Annotated in this window: 20 protein-coding genes, 2 tRNA genes and 1 pseudogene; 9 read left to right on the top strand and 14 right to left on the bottom strand. The window is 69.1% G+C overall.

Going from position 1 to position 18,255, the window contains the following annotated elements:
* The first annotated feature begins 3 nt into the window (after positions 1-3).
* Positions 4-1,233: an ABC transporter permease gene (locus tag AC792_RS06890; RefSeq protein WP_152916075.1), complete on the top strand. Its 1,230-nt coding sequence runs from the start codon at positions 4-6 to the stop codon at positions 1,231-1,233.
* Positions 1,234-1,289: 56 nt separating this feature from the next.
* On the opposite strand, the gene AC792_RS06885 is transcribed toward AC792_RS06890, so the two are convergent.
* Both AC792_RS06885 and AC792_RS06880 read right to left on the bottom strand, forming a co-directional pair.
* Complete coding sequence (locus AC792_RS06885; protein WP_049829823.1) at positions 1,290-2,150, bottom strand: oxygenase MpaB family protein; 861 nt, start codon at positions 2,148-2,150, stop codon at positions 1,290-1,292.
* 108 nt (positions 2,151-2,258) lie between these two features.
* The gene (locus tag AC792_RS06880) at positions 2,259-2,462 is read right to left on the bottom strand and encodes a helix-turn-helix domain-containing protein (RefSeq protein ID WP_049829822.1); all 204 of its coding nucleotides are present in this window, start codon (positions 2,460-2,462) and stop codon (positions 2,259-2,261) included.
* A gap of 203 nt (positions 2,463-2,665) precedes the next feature.
* Between AC792_RS06880 and AC792_RS06875 the strand changes: the two genes are divergently transcribed.
* The 3 genes from AC792_RS06875 to AC792_RS06865 are packed head-to-tail and all read left to right on the top strand — an operon-like array spanning position 2,666 to position 4,637.
* Entirely contained in the window at positions 2,666-3,025 is a 360-nt protein-coding gene (locus AC792_RS06875) for a GntR family transcriptional regulator (protein ID WP_049829821.1), read from the top strand.
* Positions 3,022-3,927, top strand: coding sequence for an ABC transporter ATP-binding protein (locus tag AC792_RS06870; protein ID WP_049829820.1), 906 nt, complete (start codon positions 3,022-3,024; stop codon positions 3,925-3,927). Before AC792_RS06875 ends, AC792_RS06870 begins: the two co-directional genes overlap by 4 nt.
* A complete protein-coding gene (locus tag AC792_RS06865; protein WP_049829819.1) occupies positions 3,924-4,637 on the top strand; it encodes a hypothetical protein in 714 nt (237 codons plus the stop codon). The genes AC792_RS06870 and AC792_RS06865 overlap by 4 nt, the downstream gene beginning before the upstream one ends.
* Positions 4,638-4,710: 73 nt before the next feature.
* Here the strand turns inward: AC792_RS06865 and AC792_RS06860 are convergent, their stop codons facing one another.
* The 3 genes from AC792_RS06860 to AC792_RS06850 all read right to left on the bottom strand — a co-directional run bounded on the left by AC792_RS06860 (position 4,711) and on the right by AC792_RS06850 (position 6,895).
* Positions 4,711-5,130: a DUF3151 domain-containing protein gene (locus AC792_RS06860; RefSeq protein ID WP_049829818.1), complete on the bottom strand. Its 420-nt coding sequence runs from the start codon at positions 5,128-5,130 to the stop codon at positions 4,711-4,713.
* 3 nt (positions 5,131-5,133) lie between these two features.
* The gene (gene fbaA, locus AC792_RS06855) at positions 5,134-6,153 is read right to left on the bottom strand and encodes a class II fructose-bisphosphate aldolase (RefSeq protein ID WP_049829817.1); all 1,020 of its coding nucleotides are present in this window, start codon (positions 6,151-6,153) and stop codon (positions 5,134-5,136) included.
* A 91-nt stretch (positions 6,154-6,244) separates the two neighbouring features.
* Positions 6,245-6,895 (bottom strand): TrmH family RNA methyltransferase, encoded by a 651-nt coding sequence (locus AC792_RS06850; RefSeq protein WP_082177537.1) that lies wholly within the window; start codon positions 6,893-6,895, stop codon positions 6,245-6,247.
* Between the two features lie 91 nt (positions 6,896-6,986).
* On the opposite strand from AC792_RS06850, the gene AC792_RS06845 reads away from it, so the two are divergent.
* A complete protein-coding gene (locus tag AC792_RS06845; RefSeq protein WP_152916074.1) occupies positions 6,987-7,766 on the top strand; it encodes an HAD-IIA family hydrolase in 780 nt (259 codons plus the stop codon).
* On the opposite strand, the gene AC792_RS06840 is transcribed toward AC792_RS06845, so the two are convergent.
* Both AC792_RS06840 and AC792_RS06835 read right to left on the bottom strand, forming a co-directional pair.
* Positions 7,763-8,764 (bottom strand): thioesterase domain-containing protein, encoded by a 1,002-nt coding sequence (locus tag AC792_RS06840; RefSeq protein WP_082177536.1) that lies wholly within the window; start codon positions 8,762-8,764, stop codon positions 7,763-7,765. The two genes, AC792_RS06845 and AC792_RS06840, sit on opposite strands and share 4 nt — an antisense overlap.
* Before the next feature lie 32 nt (positions 8,765-8,796).
* A complete protein-coding gene (locus AC792_RS06835) occupies positions 8,797-9,372 on the bottom strand; it encodes an orotate phosphoribosyltransferase (RefSeq protein WP_049829814.1) in 576 nt (191 codons plus the stop codon).
* 43 nt (positions 9,373-9,415) lie between these two features.
* Here AC792_RS06835 and AC792_RS06830 point away from each other — a divergent pair, with 43 nt between their 5' ends.
* From AC792_RS06830 to AC792_RS16340, 4 genes are all read left to right on the top strand, one after another.
* The gene (locus AC792_RS06830) at positions 9,416-9,979 is read left to right on the top strand and encodes a Gfo/Idh/MocA family protein (protein ID WP_082177535.1); all 564 of its coding nucleotides are present in this window, start codon (positions 9,416-9,418) and stop codon (positions 9,977-9,979) included.
* Between the two features lie 112 nt (positions 9,980-10,091).
* The gene (nadE, locus tag AC792_RS06825; protein ID WP_049829812.1) at positions 10,092-10,916 is read left to right on the top strand and encodes an ammonia-dependent NAD(+) synthetase; all 825 of its coding nucleotides are present in this window, start codon (positions 10,092-10,094) and stop codon (positions 10,914-10,916) included.
* 26 nt (positions 10,917-10,942) lie between these two features.
* The gene (locus AC792_RS06820) at positions 10,943-11,752 is read left to right on the top strand and encodes an exodeoxyribonuclease III (RefSeq protein ID WP_049829811.1); all 810 of its coding nucleotides are present in this window, start codon (positions 10,943-10,945) and stop codon (positions 11,750-11,752) included.
* Positions 11,749-12,600: a hypothetical protein gene (locus AC792_RS16340; RefSeq protein ID WP_082177534.1), complete on the top strand. Its 852-nt coding sequence runs from the start codon at positions 11,749-11,751 to the stop codon at positions 12,598-12,600. Before AC792_RS06820 ends, AC792_RS16340 begins: the two co-directional genes overlap by 4 nt.
* A 35-nt stretch (positions 12,601-12,635) precedes the next feature.
* Here the strand turns inward: AC792_RS16340 and AC792_RS06810 are convergent.
* The 7 genes and pseudogenes from AC792_RS06810 to AC792_RS06780 form a co-directional block, all read right to left on the bottom strand.
* Positions 12,636-13,616 (bottom strand): annotated as a pseudogene (locus AC792_RS06810) (LacI family DNA-binding transcriptional regulator); the annotation flags it as partial.
* Between the two features lies 1 nt (position 13,617).
* Positions 13,618-14,583 (bottom strand): carbohydrate ABC transporter permease, encoded by a 966-nt coding sequence (locus AC792_RS06805; protein WP_049829809.1) that lies wholly within the window; start codon positions 14,581-14,583, stop codon positions 13,618-13,620.
* Positions 14,580-15,545 (bottom strand): carbohydrate ABC transporter permease, encoded by a 966-nt coding sequence (locus tag AC792_RS06800; RefSeq protein WP_049829808.1) that lies wholly within the window; start codon positions 15,543-15,545, stop codon positions 14,580-14,582. The genes AC792_RS06805 and AC792_RS06800 overlap by 4 nt, the downstream gene beginning before the upstream one ends.
* A gap of 137 nt (positions 15,546-15,682) precedes the next feature.
* On the bottom strand, positions 15,683-17,029 hold the full coding sequence (locus AC792_RS06795; RefSeq protein ID WP_049829807.1) for an ABC transporter substrate-binding protein: 1,347 nt from the start codon (positions 17,027-17,029) through the stop codon (positions 15,683-15,685).
* 164 nt (positions 17,030-17,193) lie between these two features.
* Positions 17,194-17,634, bottom strand: a complete 441-nt coding sequence (locus tag AC792_RS17270; RefSeq protein ID WP_160317620.1) for a hypothetical protein — start codon at positions 17,632-17,634, stop codon at positions 17,194-17,196.
* A gap of 356 nt (positions 17,635-17,990) precedes the next feature.
* Positions 17,991-18,063 (bottom strand) — tRNA-Phe (locus AC792_RS06785).
* Between the two features lie 70 nt (positions 18,064-18,133).
* A tRNA-Asp gene (locus AC792_RS06780) sits at positions 18,134-18,207 on the bottom strand.
* Positions 18,208-18,255 lie beyond the last annotated feature (48 nt).

Here is an 18,255-nt window from a genome sequence, read left to right as displayed (position 1 = left end):
ACCATGACCGAACCGGACCAGGCACGGCAGAACCCCGTGAGCACGTCACCGGCACCGCACGGCACCCAGCCACCCTGGCTCATCGTCACCCTGCGCGAGGTGATGGTGAAGGCGAAGGACCGCAGCTTCCTGATCTCCACCCTGGTGACCCTCGTGCTGATCGTCGCGGGTGTGGTCTTCAACGCCTACATGTCCGACCGCGGGAACGACTACGTGGTGGCCGTCTCCTCGGACGCCGGGGAGTCCGTGGTGATGCTCGCGGACGAGCAGGGCCGGGCCGACGACGGCAACACGACCTTCACCCCGCTGGTGGCCGGGTCCGACGACGACGCACGCGAGCAGGTGCGCAGCGAGGAGGCCGACGCCGCGCTCCTGCAGGGCGAGGGCGACACCTGGACCCTGGTGGGCAAGGAGGACGTCCCCTCCGGGCTGAGCAGCGGACTCGGCATCTCGCTGCAGGGCTTCGCGCTCACCGCGAACGCCGCCGAGAGCGGGATGTCCTCCGCGGAGCTGCTCGCCGGGTCCGAGCTGGAGGAGTCACTGCTCGAGGGCAACGCCGAGAACCAGGCGGTGGCCGCCGTCGCCGGCTTCGCCTTCAGCTTCCTGTTCTACCTGGCGGCGCTCGTCTTCGGCCTGCAGATCGCCAACTCGGTGGTGGAGGAGAAGCAGAACCGGGTGGTGGAGATCCTCGCCACCGCGATCCCCATCCGCCAGCTGCTGTACGGGAAGGTGATGGGCAACACCGTCCTCGCGATGATCCAGCTCGCCCTCTACGGAGGCGCTGCGCTGCTGGCGCTGAACATCACCGGGACCGCGGACCTCGTGGGCAGCATCATCCCCGCCTCGGGCTGGTTCCTCGTGTTCTTCCTCTTCGGGTTCCTGATCCTCGCCGCGATCTGGGCCGTGCTCGGGTCCCTGGCCAGCCGCCCCGAGGACCTCAACAACAACTCGATGCCCGTGATGGCACTGATCTTCGCAGCGCTGGCCGCCGGGTTGTTCGCCTCCGGACAGCTGCTCGTGGTGGCGTCCTACGTGCCGGTGGTGTCCTCCGTGGCCATGCCCATCCGCCTGCTGAGCACCGACGTGGCACTGTGGGAGCCGATCGTGGCCCTGCTGATCGCCCTGGTCACCGCGGTGGCCCTGCTGCACCTGGGCGAGAAGATCTACCGGCGGGCGGTCATGCAGGGCGGCAGCGCGCTCTCGCTGCGGAAGGCCATGAAGCTCGAGCAGTAGGGCACCGCCCGGCCCCGGCCCCACCCGTCCGGCGGGGCAGGGCCGGGGCCGGCCCGTCACCCGACGCGCGCCCTCGCCACCCGGTAGTGCGACCAGTACCGGACCCGTCCGGGGAGCAGGGGCGCCGTGGTACGGAAGACCCGCCGGCCGGTCCCGAACACCCCCCGTTCCCACCGGGTCCACGGCAGTCCGTAGGCCTCCCGCAGTGACGGCGGGAGCAGGCCGGCGGCGAGGACCCCGGGGAGCGGCCGCAGCCGGGGCGGTACGATCGGCGGGTCCGGACGCAGGATCTGGTGGGCGATCGACCTCGCCGTGACCCCGACCTCGAGCACGGACCGGACCTGCTCGCGCACGTAGGCGTCGAGGCCCGCGCCGTCCTCGGGCAGGAGCGCGGCAGGCACCCCGAACAACCCGGCCATGCGGGTCATGTCCCGGTAGTAGGCGTCCCGCTCCCCCGTGCTCGACGGGCGGAGGAACAGGTCCGTGACCTCGAGCGCCGTCTGCACGAGGGTGGCGAACACCCAGAGGGCCAGATCCGGGTCGGCGGCACGGTAGGGGGTTCCCGCGGGCAGGCGGTCGGTGGCCTCCGGCAGGGTCCCCCGCACAGGGCGATGGGCGCGTGCCACACGGTCCACCGCAGCACGGACCTGCTCCTCGTCCCCGAAGGACACCGTGAGCACGGCGTCGAGCGTTCCACGCAACCTCCGCAGAGGATCGGCGGCGAAGCCGCTGTGCGCACGGACCCCCTCCGCCACGAGGGGGTGTGCCACCTGGAGGAGCAGCGCCGTGGGCCCGCCGGCGAGGACGGCGCGTTCCCTCCCGATCCTCCAGGCGGCGGACCCGGGTCCGTACAGCCCGGGATCCCCCGCCCTTCCGGGCCCCGGGGCGGAGGGGAGGAACTTCTCCAGTACTCTCATGGGCCTTCCGGTCCTCGTGCCTCCGGCCCGCGCGGACGGGCGCCGGTCGGGCTGCTGTCCCGGACCCGCCGTCCGCCCGGACGGGGCGCCATCGACGGGTCGGGTCGGTCAGACCGTGTAGTCGGACCCGGGGTTCGTGGCACTGAGGTAGTTCCGGACCGCGCTCTGCGGGACCCGGTAGGACCGGCCGAACCGGATGCTGTCGATCGTCCCCGCCTGCACCATCCGGTAGACCGTCATCTTCGAGACCCGCATCATCGCGGCCACTTCCGCGACCGTGAACAACTGCTTCGTTCCCGACACCGTTGACATCTCACACCACTTTCGCTCGCCTCATGGATGTTCGTGGGATCAACTCTTGTCCCACTGGTCACACGCGCACAAGAAGATGGACTACTCGTTAATTTTCAGGACTACCCCAATCCGTGGTGGATCGGTATCGGGGACCCGATCCCTTGACGACACCCCTCGAGCCTCCTAGGTTAACTAGTGCAGTAACTAACCAAGGAAGTGGAATGTTCACCGAGGACCGCCCGATCTACCAGCAGCTCGCGGCACAGCTGGCCGAGGACATCGCCGCAGGCAGCTATGCCGCGGAATCGCAGGTTCCCTCCTCGAACGAGCTCGCCGCCTTCCTCCAGCTGAATCCCGCCACGGCGGGAAAGGCACTCAACGTCCTGGTGGAACAGGGTGTGCTCTACAAGAAGCGAGGCGTGGGCATGTTCGTCTCCCCCGGTGCCCGGGAGCAGCTCCTGAAGCAGCGGAAGGCGGATCTCCCGCGGCGCCATGTGCAGCCCCTCGTCCGGGAGGCACGCGCCGTCGGGATGGACCTCGCCGAACTGATCGATCTCATCAAGGAGGGGTACGAGCAATGAACCACGCCATCGAACTGCGCTCCGTCACACGCACGTTCCGCGACACCCGCGCACTGGACGACGTCGGTCTCTCGATTCCGACGGGGGCGATCTGCGGCCTCCTGGGCCGCAACGGGGCCGGTAAGACCACCATGATGTCCCTGGTCGCGGGACACGACAGGCCGAGCCGGGGTGAGGTGCTGGTCCACGGGGAGGAGCCGTTCGAGAACGCCTCGGTGCTCTCGGGGATCAGCTTCGTGCGCGACAACCAGCGGTACCCCGACGACTACTATCTGCAGCACGTGCTGCGGATCGCGCCGTCCTTCGCGCCGCGGTGGGACGCCGATCTCGCGGCGGAACTGGTCGCGAGATTCCGCCTGCCGGAGGGAACACCCGTCAAGAAGTACTCGCGGGGGCAGCTCTCCGGCGTGGCGATCGTCCTGGGACTCGCCTCCCGGGCACCGGTCACACTGCTGGACGAGCCGTATCTCGGTCTCGATGCGAGCGCCCGGACGCTGTTCCACGAGATCCTCGTCCGGGACGTCGGGGAGGCCCCCCGTACCGTCCTGCTCTCCACTCACCTCATCGACGAATCGGAATCACTGTTCAGTCACGTGGTGCTCATGGACCGGGGCAGGATCGTGGTGCAGACCGATGCGGACGAGGCGAGGCAGCTCGCCACCTGCGTGACCGGCCTGGCGGACGCGGTGGAGGCCTTCTGCCGCGGACGCGAGGTGCTTCGGGCCCACGCGGTCGCGGGTCTGCGCGCGGTGACCGTGGCGGGACCGGTGGACGACGACGCCCGGTCCCTCGCCGCGGATCTCAACGTCCGGATCAAGGGTGCATCGCTGCAGGAGCTCGCGATAGCCCACGGCTCGGGCGATGCCCTGGAGAACTCCCCGAAGGAAGGTGTCAGCGCATGAACGGCGTACGGGCAGCGGCACGGCTGCACTTCACGAAGAAGGAGATGACGTTCGCGGTCCCCCTCTACATCACCGGGGTGGCCGCCGTGATCACGGTGCTGATCTCCCTGATGTTCTGGCGGGCGGGCTCCTCCATCGGCTCACCGGAGTGGATCTCGGGATCACGGTCCAATGCCTCGATCGCGTCCTGGCTCGGAGGCTTCCTTACCTACATGGGCGTCCAGTCCGTGGCCACCACGTTCCCCTTCGCCCTGACACTGGGCTCCACGCGGCGGGCCTTCGTGGGCGGGACCCTGCTCTGGGCGGTCGGGACGGCCGCGTACCTCACGATGGTGCTCACCGCGCTGACGCTGCTCGAACTGGCCACGGGTCACTGGTTCGTGGGGTTCCACGTCTTCGACGTCTCCACCCTCGGCAGCGGCGATGTCACGCGGCTGGTCCCCATCGTGTTCCTCGGGAGCCTGTTCTGCCTGACCGTGGGCGGGCTCTTCGGTGCATCCTGGACCCGCTTCGGCCCACGCGGTCCCGCCGTCCTGGGCGCCGGGCTGGTGATCCTCACACTCGTGGGGCTCGTGCTCACCCTGCCGTCCCTCACCACCGCGCTCGCGAGCTCGCAGCTGTGGTGGCTCGTGGTGGTCGCCGTCGCCGTCGTCATCGCGTTCGCCGCCACGGCGACGGTGCACCTCCTCCGCTCGGCGACGGTCCGGTAGCACCGCACCGCGCGGCAGAACGGACGATGACGGGTGCCGGAGGGGCACCCGTCATCGTCGTGGCAGTCCGCCGTCAGCCCGCGAGCTGTGCGCTCGCCTCGGGATCGGACTCCTTCAGGAACACCGCGATGCGCTCGGCCTCCTCGATCTCCCCGATGGACGCGGCTGCGCGTCCCAGCGCGTAGAGCGCGCGGAGGAAACCGCGGTTCGGCTCGTGCGAGTACGGGATGGGACCGGCGCCCCGCCAGCCGCTGCGCCGCAGCGCGTCCAGACCACGGTGGTACCCGGTGCGCGCGTAGGCGTAGGACTCGATGGTGCGTCCCTCGGCGTAGGCCTCGTCCGCGAGGATCGCCCAGACGAGCGACGACGTCGGGTGCTTCGCGGCGAGGTCCACGGCCTCGTCGCCGGCGGCGAGACGCTCGACGACGTCGGACTCCTCCGGCAGGAGCGTGGCGTCGGGACCCAACAGGTTCTTCCGGAACTCGTCGGACATCCGCTACAGCTTCTTCCCTGCCGAGCCGAGCGACGCCGCGGCCTCGACCACGCGTGCCGCCAGCCCCGCCTCGGCCGACGCGCCCCAGACGCGGGGGTCGTAGGTCTTCTTGTTGCCCACCTCGCCGTCCACCTTGAGCACGCCGTCGTAGTTGCGCAGCATGTGGTCCGCGACGGGACGCGTGAAGGCGTACTGGGTGTCGGTGTCGATGTTCATCTTGATCACGCCGTAGGAGACGGCGTCGGCGATCTCCTGGTCGGAGGAACCGGAGCCGCCGTGGAACACGAGGTCGAAGGGCTTGTCCTTGCCGATCTTCTGCCCCACCTGGTCCTGGATGTCCTTGAGGATCTCGGGACGCAGCTTCACGCCCCCGGGCTTGTACACGCCGTGGACGTTGCCGAAGGTGAGAGCGGTGATGTAGCGGCCGTGCTCGCCGGCGCCGAGGGCGTCGATGGTCGCGAGGGCGTCCTCCACCGTGGTGTAGAGCTTGTCGTTGATGGCGTGCTCCACGCCGTCCTCCTCGCCGCCCACGGTGCCGATCTCCACCTCGAGGATGATCTTCGCGGCGGCGGCACGCGGCAGGATCTCCCGGGCGATCCGCAGGTTCTCCTCGAGGGTCTCGGCGGAGCCGTCCCACATGTGCGAGTTGAAGATCGGGTCCTGGCCGTTCTTCACGGCCGCCTCGGACGCCGCCAGCAGGGGGAGCACGAAGTCGTCCAGCTTGTCCTTGGGGCAGTGATCGGTGTGCAGGGCGATGTTGACGTCGTACTTCTTCGCCACCTCCTTCGCGAACGCGGCGAAGCCCAGGGAACCGGCGACCATGTCCTTGACGCTCGCACCGGACCAGTAGGCGGCGCCGCCCGTGGAGACCTGCACGATGCCGTCGGAGCCCGCCTCGGCGAACCCGCGCATCGCGGCGTTGAGGGTCTGGGAGGAGGTCACGTTCACCGCCGGGAAGGCGAAGCCGCCCGCCTTCGCGCGGTCGATCATCTCGGCGTAGACATCAGGTGTGGCAATAGGCATGCGCAGGACTCCTTCGTGGTGGGTGCTCCCCACATCCTAGCGAGCGGAGGTGCCCGCCGCAGGAGTCGGCGCCCGTCCCGCCGGCCGGACGTCAGACGTGCTGGCCGAACACGTGCCTGCGCACCCAGCCGTGCATGGCGATCGCCGCGGCCGCCGAGGCGTTGATGGACCGGGTGGACCCGAACTGGGCGATCGAGAGCGTCGCCTCGGCCGCCTCGTGCACCTCGGGGGTGAGCCCCGGCCCCTCCTGACCGAACACGAGCACGCACCGCTCGGGGAGGTCGTAGGTCTCCAGGGGTACGGAGTCGGGGAAGTTGTCGATGCCGATCACTGCCAACCCCTCCCCCGCGGCCCACGCGGTGAAGTCGGCGACCGTGGGGTGGTGCCGCACGTGCTGGTAGCGGTCGGTGACCATCGCACCGCGCCGGTTCCACCGGCGTCGTCCGATGATGTGGACCTCCTTCGCCAGGAAGGCATTGGCCGTGCGCACCACCGAGCCGATGTTGAGATCGTGCTGCCAGTTCTCGATCGCCACGTGGAAACCGTGGCGGCGCTCGTCGAGGTCCGCCACGATGGCCTCGTGCGTCCAGTACCGGTAGGCGTCCACCACGTTGCGGGTGTCCCCGGCCGCCAGCAGCTCGTGGTCCCAGTGGTCGCCGTCGGGCCACGTCCCCTCCCACGGGCCGACGCCGACGGCGGGGGCCTGGGGCACGGACGGTTTCTCGGCCGGATCGGGCGACATCTCATTCACCGTCCCAGCGTAGACGGCGGTGAATGGTGGGAGACTGGCCTACGCACGGCCCCGTAGGTCCATCCCCGTGAAAGGACGCCCCATGCGCGAGAACGAACACATCGAGTGCTGGCTCACCGACATGGACGGGGTGCTGGTCCACGAGAACCAGGCCATCCCCGGTGCCGCCGAGCTGATCGAGCGGTGGGTGGCCACCTCCAGGCGCTTCCTCGTCCTGACCAACAACTCCATCTACACGCCCCGCGACCTCGCGGCTCGCCTGAAGGCGTCCGGCCTCGAGATCCCGGAGGAGAACCTGTGGACCTCCGCGCTCGCCACCGCGCAGTTCCTCAGCGACCAGCTGCCCGGCGGGCGCGCCTACGTGATCGGCGAGGCCGGCCTGACCACGGCGCTGCACAACGCCGGGTTCGTGCTCACCGACACCACCCCGGACTACGTGGTGCTCGGTGAGACCCGCACGTACTCGTTCGAGGCGATCACCAAGGCCGTGCGCCTGATCCTCGACGGCGCCCGGTTCATCGCCACGAACCCCGACGTCACCGGTCCCTCGAAGGAGGGACCGCTGCCCGCCACGGGCGCCATCGCCGCGATGATCACGGCCGCCACGAACCGCGCCCCCTACATCGTGGGCAAGCCCAACCCCATGATGTTCCGTTCGGCGATGAACCAGATCGACGCCCACTCCGAGACCACAGCCATGATCGGTGACCGCATGGACACCGACATCATCGCCGGGATGGAAGCCGGCCTGCACACCGTCCTGGTGCTCAGCGGGATCACGCAGCCGGAGGACATCGATGCCTACCCCTTCAGACCCGCACAGATCTGCGCCTCGGTGGCGGACCTGATCGAGCAGGTCTAGAAGTAGCGCATACCGCCGCCGCCCCCCGGCAGCGGTGCGTACTCCCGCTGCACCGCGGTCAGGATGTCCTGGTAGATCCCCGCGTTCCACTGCGGACTGGCGTGGGCGGGCAGCGCACCCTCCGTCACGTAGTCGACGTCCCTCACGTTCTCGGGCAGTGCGCTCGCCCACCTCGCGCGGGTCGTCGAATAGTTCACCGTGCCGTCGTCCGGGTTGCCGGCGAAGACCACGCTGGTGTCCCCGAGCGAGAGCCGGAACCTCGAGACGTCGAAGTGGTAGATGTAGGAGGACTCCGACTGGATCAGTTCGCTGCTGGGCGCCAGGGGTGAGAGCTGCTCGAGGGTCTGGTCGAGGATCTGCCGCCAGGTGCGTTCGTTCTTGTGGATGATCCGCTCGCCCAGTTCGTACGTCCCACGGAGGCCGCTCGGGATCCGCACCCCCGCCTCGTACAGGTACACGACGCCGTCGAACATCCGCTGGTCCCGGACGTCGAACCTGCTGGACGGCGACGAGTCGAGGAACACGAGCTCCACCGGGATCCCCCGGTCCCGCAGACGCGCCGCCACCTCCACGGCGACCATCCCGCCGAAGCTGTGACCGTAGAAGTACAGCTTCTCGAGGCGGAAGTTCGCCACGTAGCGGTTCATGGTGGCCACGACGTTGTTGATGTCCAGTCCGGTGTTCGAGTACCCCATCACCGCAAGCTGCCCACGCTGCGAGAGCACCGGGCGCAATGAGTTGAGCATCCACAGGCCCTCTTCCCAGCTGGTCTTGTAGCCGGGGAAGAGCACCCAGCGGGCAGTGGGGAAACGGGCACGAGCCTGGTCGTCGTCGAGCGGCAGGATCTGCGTCTGGTTGCGCTCCGACTGGATCGCGCGGGTGAACCCGAGATCGCCGGCCAGCACGGCGGCGGCGGCGGAGCCGATCAGGAAGGACCTGCGCGACGCCCTCCGGAGCTCGGAGGCCTCCACCAGTCTGCGGGCGTCGTCCTCGCCCACCTCCAGGGGGATCCCGTCAGCCCGGTGGTCCGTCAGCCCAGGCCCAACTCGTCCTTGCCGAAGGCGAAGAGGTAGGGCACCCCGGCCTCGGACTCGATGCGTTCCTTGGACCCGGTGGTCCTGTCCACGATCACGGCGACGGCGCGGACGTCGCCTCCGGCACGGCGTACCCCCTCGACGGCGGCGAGTGCCGACCCGCCGGTGGTGGAGGTGCCCTCGGGGACCACCACAGGGCGCCCCGAGACGTCCGGGCCCTCCACCTGCCGGCCCATCCCGTGGGTCTTCTGCGTCTTCCGCCCCACGAAGGCGTCGATCGGCCGGCCCGCGGCCGCGGCGGCGTGCAGAACGGCGGGGCCCACCGGGACCGCCCCCCGGGCCAGCCCGCCGGCCGCTTCGAAGGCGATCCCGGCGTCGTCGGGCAGGTCGAGCATCGCCCGCCCCACGAGCACCGAGGCCTCGTGGTGCAGGGTGATGCGGCGCAGATCGATGTAGTAGTCCGCCTCCACGCCGCTGGAGAGGGTGACCCGCTCGTGGACCACCGCGAGTTCCTTGATGAGTTCGAGCAGGCGGGAGCGGTCGGTCGTGGTCGCGGAGGTCTCTGCCGTCATGCGGTCAGTCTAGCGAGCGGCGCCGGGTGGTCCCTCCCACGTCATCGGACGCCGCCGGGCCACCCCGGACGGCGCCGTCCGGGACCTCGTCGCGGGCGGCCGGCTCGGGGCTGTCCGGCAGCTGCGCGTCGCGTACCTGCAGGACCGGCTCGTGGACGCGGAGTCGCCCATGACCTGGCGGCTGCGGGAGACCGCCGGATCCGGCGCACCCGGGGACATCGCCTCCCACGCGCTCGACCAGGTCCGGTTCCTGACGGGTGAGGACATCATCGAGGTCTCCGGCCGCCTCCGCACCTTCGTGAACGAGCGACCCGGGCCGGACGGACCGGAACCGGTCACCGCGGACGACGCCGCCTGGACCACCGCCGGGCTGGGCAGCGGTGCCGTGGCCACGGGTGTCGAGAACGGACCGGGGGTCGAGGTGTTGGGCGGGCGCGGAGCACTCCGGTTCGACCTCGAGCACCTCAACGAGCTCCGGTTCATGGAGGCGACGGGACCCGTCACCGAGCAGGGTTCCCGCCGGATCCGCGCCTCCGTCGAGGAGAGTGCGGCGGCCAGGAGCGTCGTCGTCCGGGTCGGGTCCGCCGACGCCGCCCTCACCCGGTAGCCGCGGCACCGGGGTGAAGCGTCGCGAGCATGCGCTGCGGCGGCCCGCAATCCTCCCGAGGAGAGCGGGCCGCCGTAACCCCGCCGAAACCCGGGCGGAGTAGCCTTGGGGCATGCGCGAACTCCAGGCGAAGATCATCGAGGAAATGGGCGTCAAGCCCACCATCGACCCGGCGGCGGAGGTGCGCAGCAGGGTCGGATTCCTGAAGGACTACGTCCGCTCCACCGGCACCCGCGGATTCGTCCTCGGGATCAGCGGGGGGCTGGACTCCACCCTCGCCGGCAAGCTCGCCCAGCTCGCGGTCGACGAGCTGCGGTCCGAGGGCCTCGACGCCGATTTCATCGCCGTCCGCCTGCCCTACAACGTGCAGAAGGACGAGGACGACGCCCAGGCGGCCCTGGCGTTCATCGAGCCCCGCACGTCGAAGGTCTTCAACGTGGCACGCGCGGTGGACGGCTTCCAGCAGGAGTACACCGACACCACGGGCGAGAGCATCTCCGACTTCACCAAGGGCAACACGAAGGCCCGCGCACGCATGGTGGCCCAGTACGCCCTCGCCGGGCAGCACAACCTCCTGGTGGTCGGGACGGACCACGGTGCCGAATCGGTGACCGGCTTCTTCACGAAGTTCGGTGACGGCGGCGCGGACATCCTGCCGCTGTTCGGTCTCAACAAGCGTCAGAACCGTGCCCTGCTGCAGGAACTCGGGGCCGCACCCGCCGTCTACAACAAGATCCCGACGGCGGATCTCCTCGACGAGCTCCCCGGCCGGGCCGACGAGCACGAGCTCGGCCTCACCTACGAGCAGATCGACGACTACCTCGAGGGACGCGAGGTGGCCCCGGACGCGGCGGACGCCATCGAGCACCGCTACTGGATCACCCGGCACAAGCGCACCGTGCCCGTGACCATCTTCGATTCCTGGTGGCGTGGGTAAACACCGCCGTTGGTAACGTAGGGACCGTGAAGATCGCCACCTGGAACGTCAACTCCCTCCGTGCCCGCGCGGACCGCGTCGAAGCCTGGCTGGACAGGTCGGACGTCGACGTCCTGGCCATCCAGGAGACCAAGTGCAAGGACGAGAACTTCCCCTGGGAACTGTTCGAGAACAGCGGGTTCGAGGTGGCGCACTTCGGGTTCAGCCAGTGGAACGGTGTGGCCATCGCCTCGAGGGTCGGGCTCGACGACGTCCAGCGCACCTTCCCCGACCAGCCGGCCTTCGGCAAACCCGGGGTGGACCCGGTGCAGGAGGCACGGGCCATCGGCGCGACCTGCGGCGGGGTCCGGGTGTGGAGCCTGTACGTGCCGAACGGACGCGCACTCGACGATCCGCACATGCCGTACAAGATCGAGTGGCTGGACACCCTGCGCTCCCACGCCCGGACATGGATCACCGAGGACCCGCAGGCCCAGCTGGCCCTGATGGGAGACTGGAACATCGCGCCGCAGGACGAGGACGTCTGGGACATCGACCTGTTCGTCGACGGAGGTTACACCCATGTCAGCCCCGCTGAACGGGACGCCTTCCAGGGCTTCCTCGACGCCGGGTTCACCGACGTCGCCCGCCCCTACACCCCCGGACCCGGTTCGTACACCTACTGGGACTACAAGCAGCTGCGCTTCCCGAAGAAGGAGGGGATGCGGATCGACTTCGTGCTCGGCTCACCCGCGCTCACGGCCCGCGTCTCCGACGCCTTCGTGGACCGCGAGGAACGCAAGGGCAAGGGCGCCTCGGACCATGCTCCGGTGATCGTGGAACTCGACGGGCAGTGAACCCCTCGGGCGGAGCACTCGCGGGACCGTTCCCCTACGTCTCCCACCTGCGCATCTACGAACCACTGGAGGCGTTCTCCGACGCGCAGCAGCTCACGATGCTCGCGCAGCGCGAGCGGGACCGCGAGGCCACCGAGGCACTGGAACAGGAGCAGTCGCGGCAGCGCATCCTCCGCCCGGTGTCCGACCCGTTCCCGCACCACGGGACGGACCTCGTCCGCGTCACCCACTTCCCCCGCCCGGACGGTACGACGGCGCCCTACTACTGCCCCAACCAGCTCGCGGTACGCGCCACCCTCGCAGCCGAGTCCCTCGACCAGAGTCTGCGCGGTCCGTTGATCGACGTCCTGGTTCCGGAGATCGCGCGCGAGGCGCACCAGGCGAGGCTGGATCCGGACACCTTCGCCGACTCCGTCGCGAAACTCCACACGCGCTCGGCCACCTGGGGTGTGCCGTTCGCCTGGTTCGCCCTGATCCACGAGGACGATCTCACCGAGGTGGTCGAGGACGGCGGGCAGGTGATCACGGTGCGGGTCACCGCGCGGATCGAGGACTGCCTCGGCCGGGCCCGCCGCTCCGTGGCCCAGCTCGCCGTGGGTGCACCGGAGATGGATCTGCTCGACGAGCTCACGGAGATCGTGGAGTGGCTGGAGATCTTCCGGCGCGACGCGGTGGTGGAGGTGGACTACGGTCGCGTGGCGGACCGGGGGGTCCCCGACGACTCCCCCTCGGACGTCCGGCTCGGGATCGAGGGCCTCGCGGAGGCCGACATGGTGGGCGCGGCCGCCTCCTGCCGCCGCCTGGCCTCCCGCTGGATCCCCATCCGCCAGCTGGCCCGCGCGTCCTGACCGGGCGAGGCGGCCGCCGGGCCGGTCGAGGACCTGGGGACGAGCGAGTGCGGGTGCGGCTCGGGACCGGAGGTGGGCGCGTCGAGCAGCAGCTCGTCGAGCAGCACCCCGGCGGCGAAGGCCCCCTGCTCCGCCGGATCCTGCCGGATGGTGGTCAGCCCCATGGGGCCGGCGAACTCATGGTCGTCCATCCCGATCACCGACAGTTCCCCGGGGACGTCGATGCCGAGTTCCACGGCGGCCCTCAGTACACCGAACGCCATCTCGTCCGAGGAGCAGAAGACGGCGCTCGGCCGGTCCCGGTGATCGGCGAGCAGCACCAGGGCCGCTTCCCGCGCCGTGGAGAACCGGAAGTCCCCGAACGCGGACCAGTCCTCCCGGACCATCAGCCCGTGGTCCGCCATGGTGTCCCGGAAGGCCTGCTCGCGTAGTCGCGGCACCTCGAAGTCGATGTCGAAGGACCCCCCGCCGCGCATGTGCGCGATCCTCACGTGCCCCAGCCCGATCAGGTGCTCGACGGCGTCGCGAGCCGCACCGGCGTCGTCGATCCCGACGTGCCGCACACCCCTGACGGCGCCGCCCACCACGATGGTGGGGTAGTCGAGCTGCTGCACGGCCCTGCGCTCCTCGTCGGTCAGGTGCATGCTGAGCACCAGCAGGGCGTCGATCCGCTTGCGCAGGATCGAGCGGTGGAAGACCCGGTCCCGGTTCGTGCCCGAGCCGCCGAGGCTGAACAGGACGAGGTCGTACCCCGCCGCACGCAGCCTCCGGTCGACGCCCTCGAGCACGGCGGAGAAGAACCAGCGGTCGATCACCGGCACCAGGACCCCCATGGCCATCGTGCGCCCCGAGGCCAGCCCGGAGGCGGACGACGACGCCACGTACCCGAGGCTCTCGGCGGTCGAGGTGACTCTCGCGCGGGTCTCCGCGGCGACCCCCGGCAGCCCGCGCAGGGCACGCGAGACCGTTGCCGTGGACACCCCGAGGGAAGCCGCGACGTCGTCGATGCTGGTCATCTCAGCCCTTCAGGCCGCCCGCCAGCAGACCTCGGACGAAGTACCGCTGCAGCCCGAAGAACACGGCGAGGGGCACGATGATGGACACGAAGGCACCGGCGGTGAGCCGCTGCCACTCCCCACCTCGGGATCCCTGGAGCTCGGCCAGACGCTGGGTGATAGGGGCCACGTCCGCTCCGCCGCCCGAGAACACGAGTGCCACCAGGAGATCGTTCCAGAGCCAGAGGAACTGGAAGATCCCGAAGGAGGCGAGTGCGGGCGTCGCGAGCGGCACGATGATGCGCCAGAAGATGGTACTGTGCCCCGCGCCGTCCACTCGCGCCGCCTCGATGACCTCCCGGGGGATCTCCGCGATGAAGTTGTGCAGGAGGAAGATCGCGAGCGGCAGGCCGAAGATCGTGTGGGCCACCCAGAGCTGTGCGTAGGTGCCGCTCGGCAGGAGTTGGAAGTCACCGAAGCGGAGCACCTGGGTGAAGAGCTGCAGCAGAGGGATCAGGGCCATCTGCAGGGGCACGATCTGCAGGGCGAAGACGAAGATGAACAGCCCGTCCTTGCCCCGGAAGCGACCCCAGGCGAACATGTACGCGGCCATGGCGCCGAGCACCAGGGTGAAGACCGTTCCCGGGATCACGATCGCCAGGGAGTTGACGAAGTAGGAGAGCAGGTTGGGCGATTGGCTGCCCCCCGGACTCAGGACATCGGCATAGTTCTCGAGGGTGAACTCACGGTCCGTGAGGACGTTCCACCAGCCGTTGCCCTTGATGTTCGCCTCGGGCCGGAAGGACGAGATGAACAGCCCGAAGGTCGGGATGGTCCAGATCACGGCGATCACCACCGCCGCCGCCGTGGCTCCCCTCGAGGTGAGGCGCTGCTTCACCCGCTTCTGCATGGGCGAGCGCCCCTCGGTGGCGTCGTCCTCGACCTCCGGCAGGAGGTCCTTCCTGTTCTCGAGCGGTACCGTGCTCATCGGATCTCCTTCTGCTTGCGGAGCAGCCGGGCGTTGTAGAGGACCACGGGCAGCACCATCAGGAACAGGACCAGCGCCAGCGCGGCGCCCCGGCCGGGTTCACCGGCCCTGAACGCCTGGGTGTACATCTCGTTGGCCACCACCGAGGTCTCGTACTGGCCGGCCGTCATGGTGCGGACGATGTCGAACACCTTGAGCGTCCCGATGGTGATGGTGGTGACCACCACGATGAGCGATCCGCGGATGGTGGGGATCGTGACGTTGCGGAACTGCTGCCACGCGCTCGCGCCGTCGAGCCTGGCCGCCTCGACGATCTCCGTGGGGATGCCCTTGATCGCGGCGGAGAGCACCACCATCGCGAAGCCGGTCTGGATCCAGATCATCACCGCGATCAGGAAGAGCGTGTTCTCGGGGGCATCGAGCAGGAACTGCTTGGGTTCCTGACCGGCCCAGACGAGGATCTGGTTGAGGAGACCGATCTGGTCCTGCTCCGGCCCCTTGTAGGCGTACACGAAGCGCCAGATGACACCGGCGCCCACGAAGGAGATGGCCATCGGCATGAAGACCAGGGCCTTCAGCGCCTTCTCGCCCCGCGCCCGGTCGATGAACACGGCGTACGCGAGGCCGATCGAGGAGGCGAGCAGTGGCACGAGGACCACCCAGACGAGGGTGTTGCGGAGGGTCACGAGCGCTTCGGGCTGCGTGAACATCCAGACGAAGTTCTCGAGTCCCACGAACTCGCCGTTCCGGTTCGTCAGGGACAGGTAGGACGTCTGGAGGGCGGGGAACACCAGGCCGACGGCGAGGAGCACGAGGGCCGGTGCGAGGAACCCGGCGATCTGGATCTTCTCCCGGCCGCTCTTGGGGGCGCGGTCCACGACCAGCATGATGAGCCCGATGATGGCCGCGAAGACCGCGAGACCGACGACGACCTGTAGCCCTTTTTCTGCAATATCTTCCACAGCACAGCCTCCTTGGTGCGCTTGATGACGGGAAGTCGGGAGGACGGAACGGGACAGGACACATCGGGAGGGTGCCCTGTCCCGTTCCTCGGGGAGCTGTCAGGCCAGGGGACGGGCCGACGGCCCCCCGTATATCATCAGGAGCCGGGCCAGCTGTCCTCGACGGACTTCGTGACCTCCTCGGTGGAGGAGCCGTTGATCCAGTTCACGATGCCGCTCCAGAAGGAGTTGGCACCGACGGCGCCCGGCATGAGGTCGGATCCGTCGAACCGGAAGACCGTCTCGGAGTCCTGCAGCAGCTCGATCGACTGGCGATCGAGGTCGGACTGCGCGTTGGCCGGGTCCAGGCCGGTGTTGGCGCTGATGGCGCCCCCCTGGGACACTCGTGCGTTCGCGAACTCGGCACTGGCCAGGTAGGCCTGCAGCGCCTGGACCTCGGGGCGGTCGGCGTAGGCGCCGATCAGCTCACCACCACCGGTGATGGCCGTGCCCTGCGACTCGTCGATCGGCGGGGTCATGAAGGCCCAGACATCGCCGTCCTCGGCCACCTCGGTTCCCTCGGGCCAGTTCGCGGCCTGGAAGGAGGCCTGGTGGTGCATCGCGCAGTCGCCGTCGAGAACGGGCTGCCCGGCCTCGGAGAACGGGGTGGAGAGGATGGACCGGACGTCGCCGAAGCCACCGTTGACCATGGCGTCGTCCTTGAGGATCTCGCCGACCCGGTCGAAGGACTCCACGATCATCGGGTCGTCGAAGGGGATCTCGTGCGTGACCCACTGGTCGTACACCTCGGGCCCATGCTCGCGCAGGACGGCATCCTCCACCCAGTCCGTACCCGGCCACCCCGTGGCCTCGCCGGACTCGAAGCCGGCGCACCAGGGCTTCATCCCACCGTCCGAGGCGATGGTCTCGCTGAGCTCCATCATCTCGTCCCAGGTGGTGGGCACCTCCCAGCCCTTCTCCTCGAACGTGGCGGGGACGTACCAGACGTAGCCCTTCACGCTGGCGAGCATCGGGGCAGCGTAGAACGTCCCGTCGACGGTGCCGTACTTCTTCCAGTCCGGGGACCAGTTCTCGTCGACGAGGTCGGAGACCGTCTGCGGGGCGGGCACCAGGTTGGGGGCCTGGTCCGCGAGCAGACCGGGCTGCGGGAAGATCGCGAGATCGGGAGCGGTACCGCCCTGGGCCCGCACACCGATCTGGGTCTCGAACTCCTTCGAGCCCTCGTAGGCCACCTCGATGCCCGTGCAGCTGGAGAAGTCCTCCCAGGAGTTCTCCAGCAGTTCTGCTTCGAGGTCCACGATGGTGGAGTAGACGCTGACCTCCGCGTCCTCGAAGGTGCCGTAGGTCTCGTAGGTGGAGCAGTCGGCATCGTCCGATCCACCTGCGCCGTCCGATCCACCCGAACCGCACCCGGTGAGGGCGAGGAGCGAGACACCGAGTGCCGCCGTCGGCAGCACGAATTTCCGCGAGCGAGTTCTCGTCATTGAAACAGACTCCTTTGTCCTGCGGCGCGGGGATCCGGGAACCACCGGCTTCCTCGCCGACATCCAGCCCGTACCGCCTCACTTTCCAAGTAAGGGAAAGAGTAAGCGCTTACATCGAGTCCGACAAGAGATGCGCCCGGGGGTTCTCCGTGGTCGGTGCATGCTCAGCCGTCTGCGCAGTGGGCGTCCAGCCACTCCTGGATCGGCTCCGTGGCCTCCTGGAGGGCACGCTCGTCGAACTGCGGGGAGTCCTCCGACGGCGCCTCGACGGAACGGGCCAGTGCCGTGAAGTCGTCATGGAGCTCGGCGGGCACCCTGTCCCTCAGCTCGAGGATCTGCCGCTCGAGAACTTGAAGATCCTCCGGGCCCGACGACGGCCACAGGGTGAGGGGTGCGAGCATGGCGGTGGTGACGCCGCCGGCCACCATCACGCAGTGCTCGGACGGGTTCCCCGCCTCACTGCCGTCCGCCTCGCCGCCGCCCGGGAGCGATCCGCCCGGCCCCCCGCCGTCCTCGGTATCCCGGACGCCCCGAGGGTCTGGGGCGGGGCTGACCTGCTCCGGGACCGGGCTGGGGGGCATGCTCAGCGCCGTCTCGGAGGGCACCGTGGATCCTCTGCTGCATCCGGTGAGCACCATGGCCATCGCACAGAGGCCCACAGCGGGATACAGGAGTTTCACTGGATCCTTTCGTCTCGGTTCACTACCGCAGGGTCGACGCACGGGCGTGCCGTCGCGCTCCCGGCCCGGAACACCACCCGTGATCGGTCGGGCCGTGGGAATGCTACGGGTCCAACTTCCGTGTTTGCTGGGAGCCGCCGATCACCTGCACCACCTGTCATGGTCCCGGGACGGAGGGGCCCACGATGCGTGGGCGGCGGCAGCACGTGACGGCTGGGGCGTGTCCCCCGGACCCATGAAAAAACCCCGCGTTCCGTGGGGAACTGCGGGGCTTCCAGCGGTGGCTCCGACCGGCGTCGATCCGGTGACCTCTCGATTTTCAGTCGAACGCTCTACCAACTGAGCTACAGAGCCGTGCGATCATCCATCGCGATGATCACCATATCCAGCTCGATCGTCTCCCTGGGGGAACCGATCGCCTGAGCGACCCTGACGGGACTTGAACCCGCGACCTCCGCCGTGACAGGGCGGCGCGCTAACCAACTGCGCTACAGGGCCTTGCTGTACTTCACTTGCCTGTCCTGCTTCTCGCAAGAGCTTCAGCCT

Source organism: Arthrobacter sp. RIT-PI-e (genome assembly GCF_001187915.1).
GTDB lineage: Bacteria > Actinomycetota > Actinomycetes > Actinomycetales > Micrococcaceae > Arthrobacter_D.
This window is presented reverse-complemented; position numbering and strand designations above follow the sequence as displayed.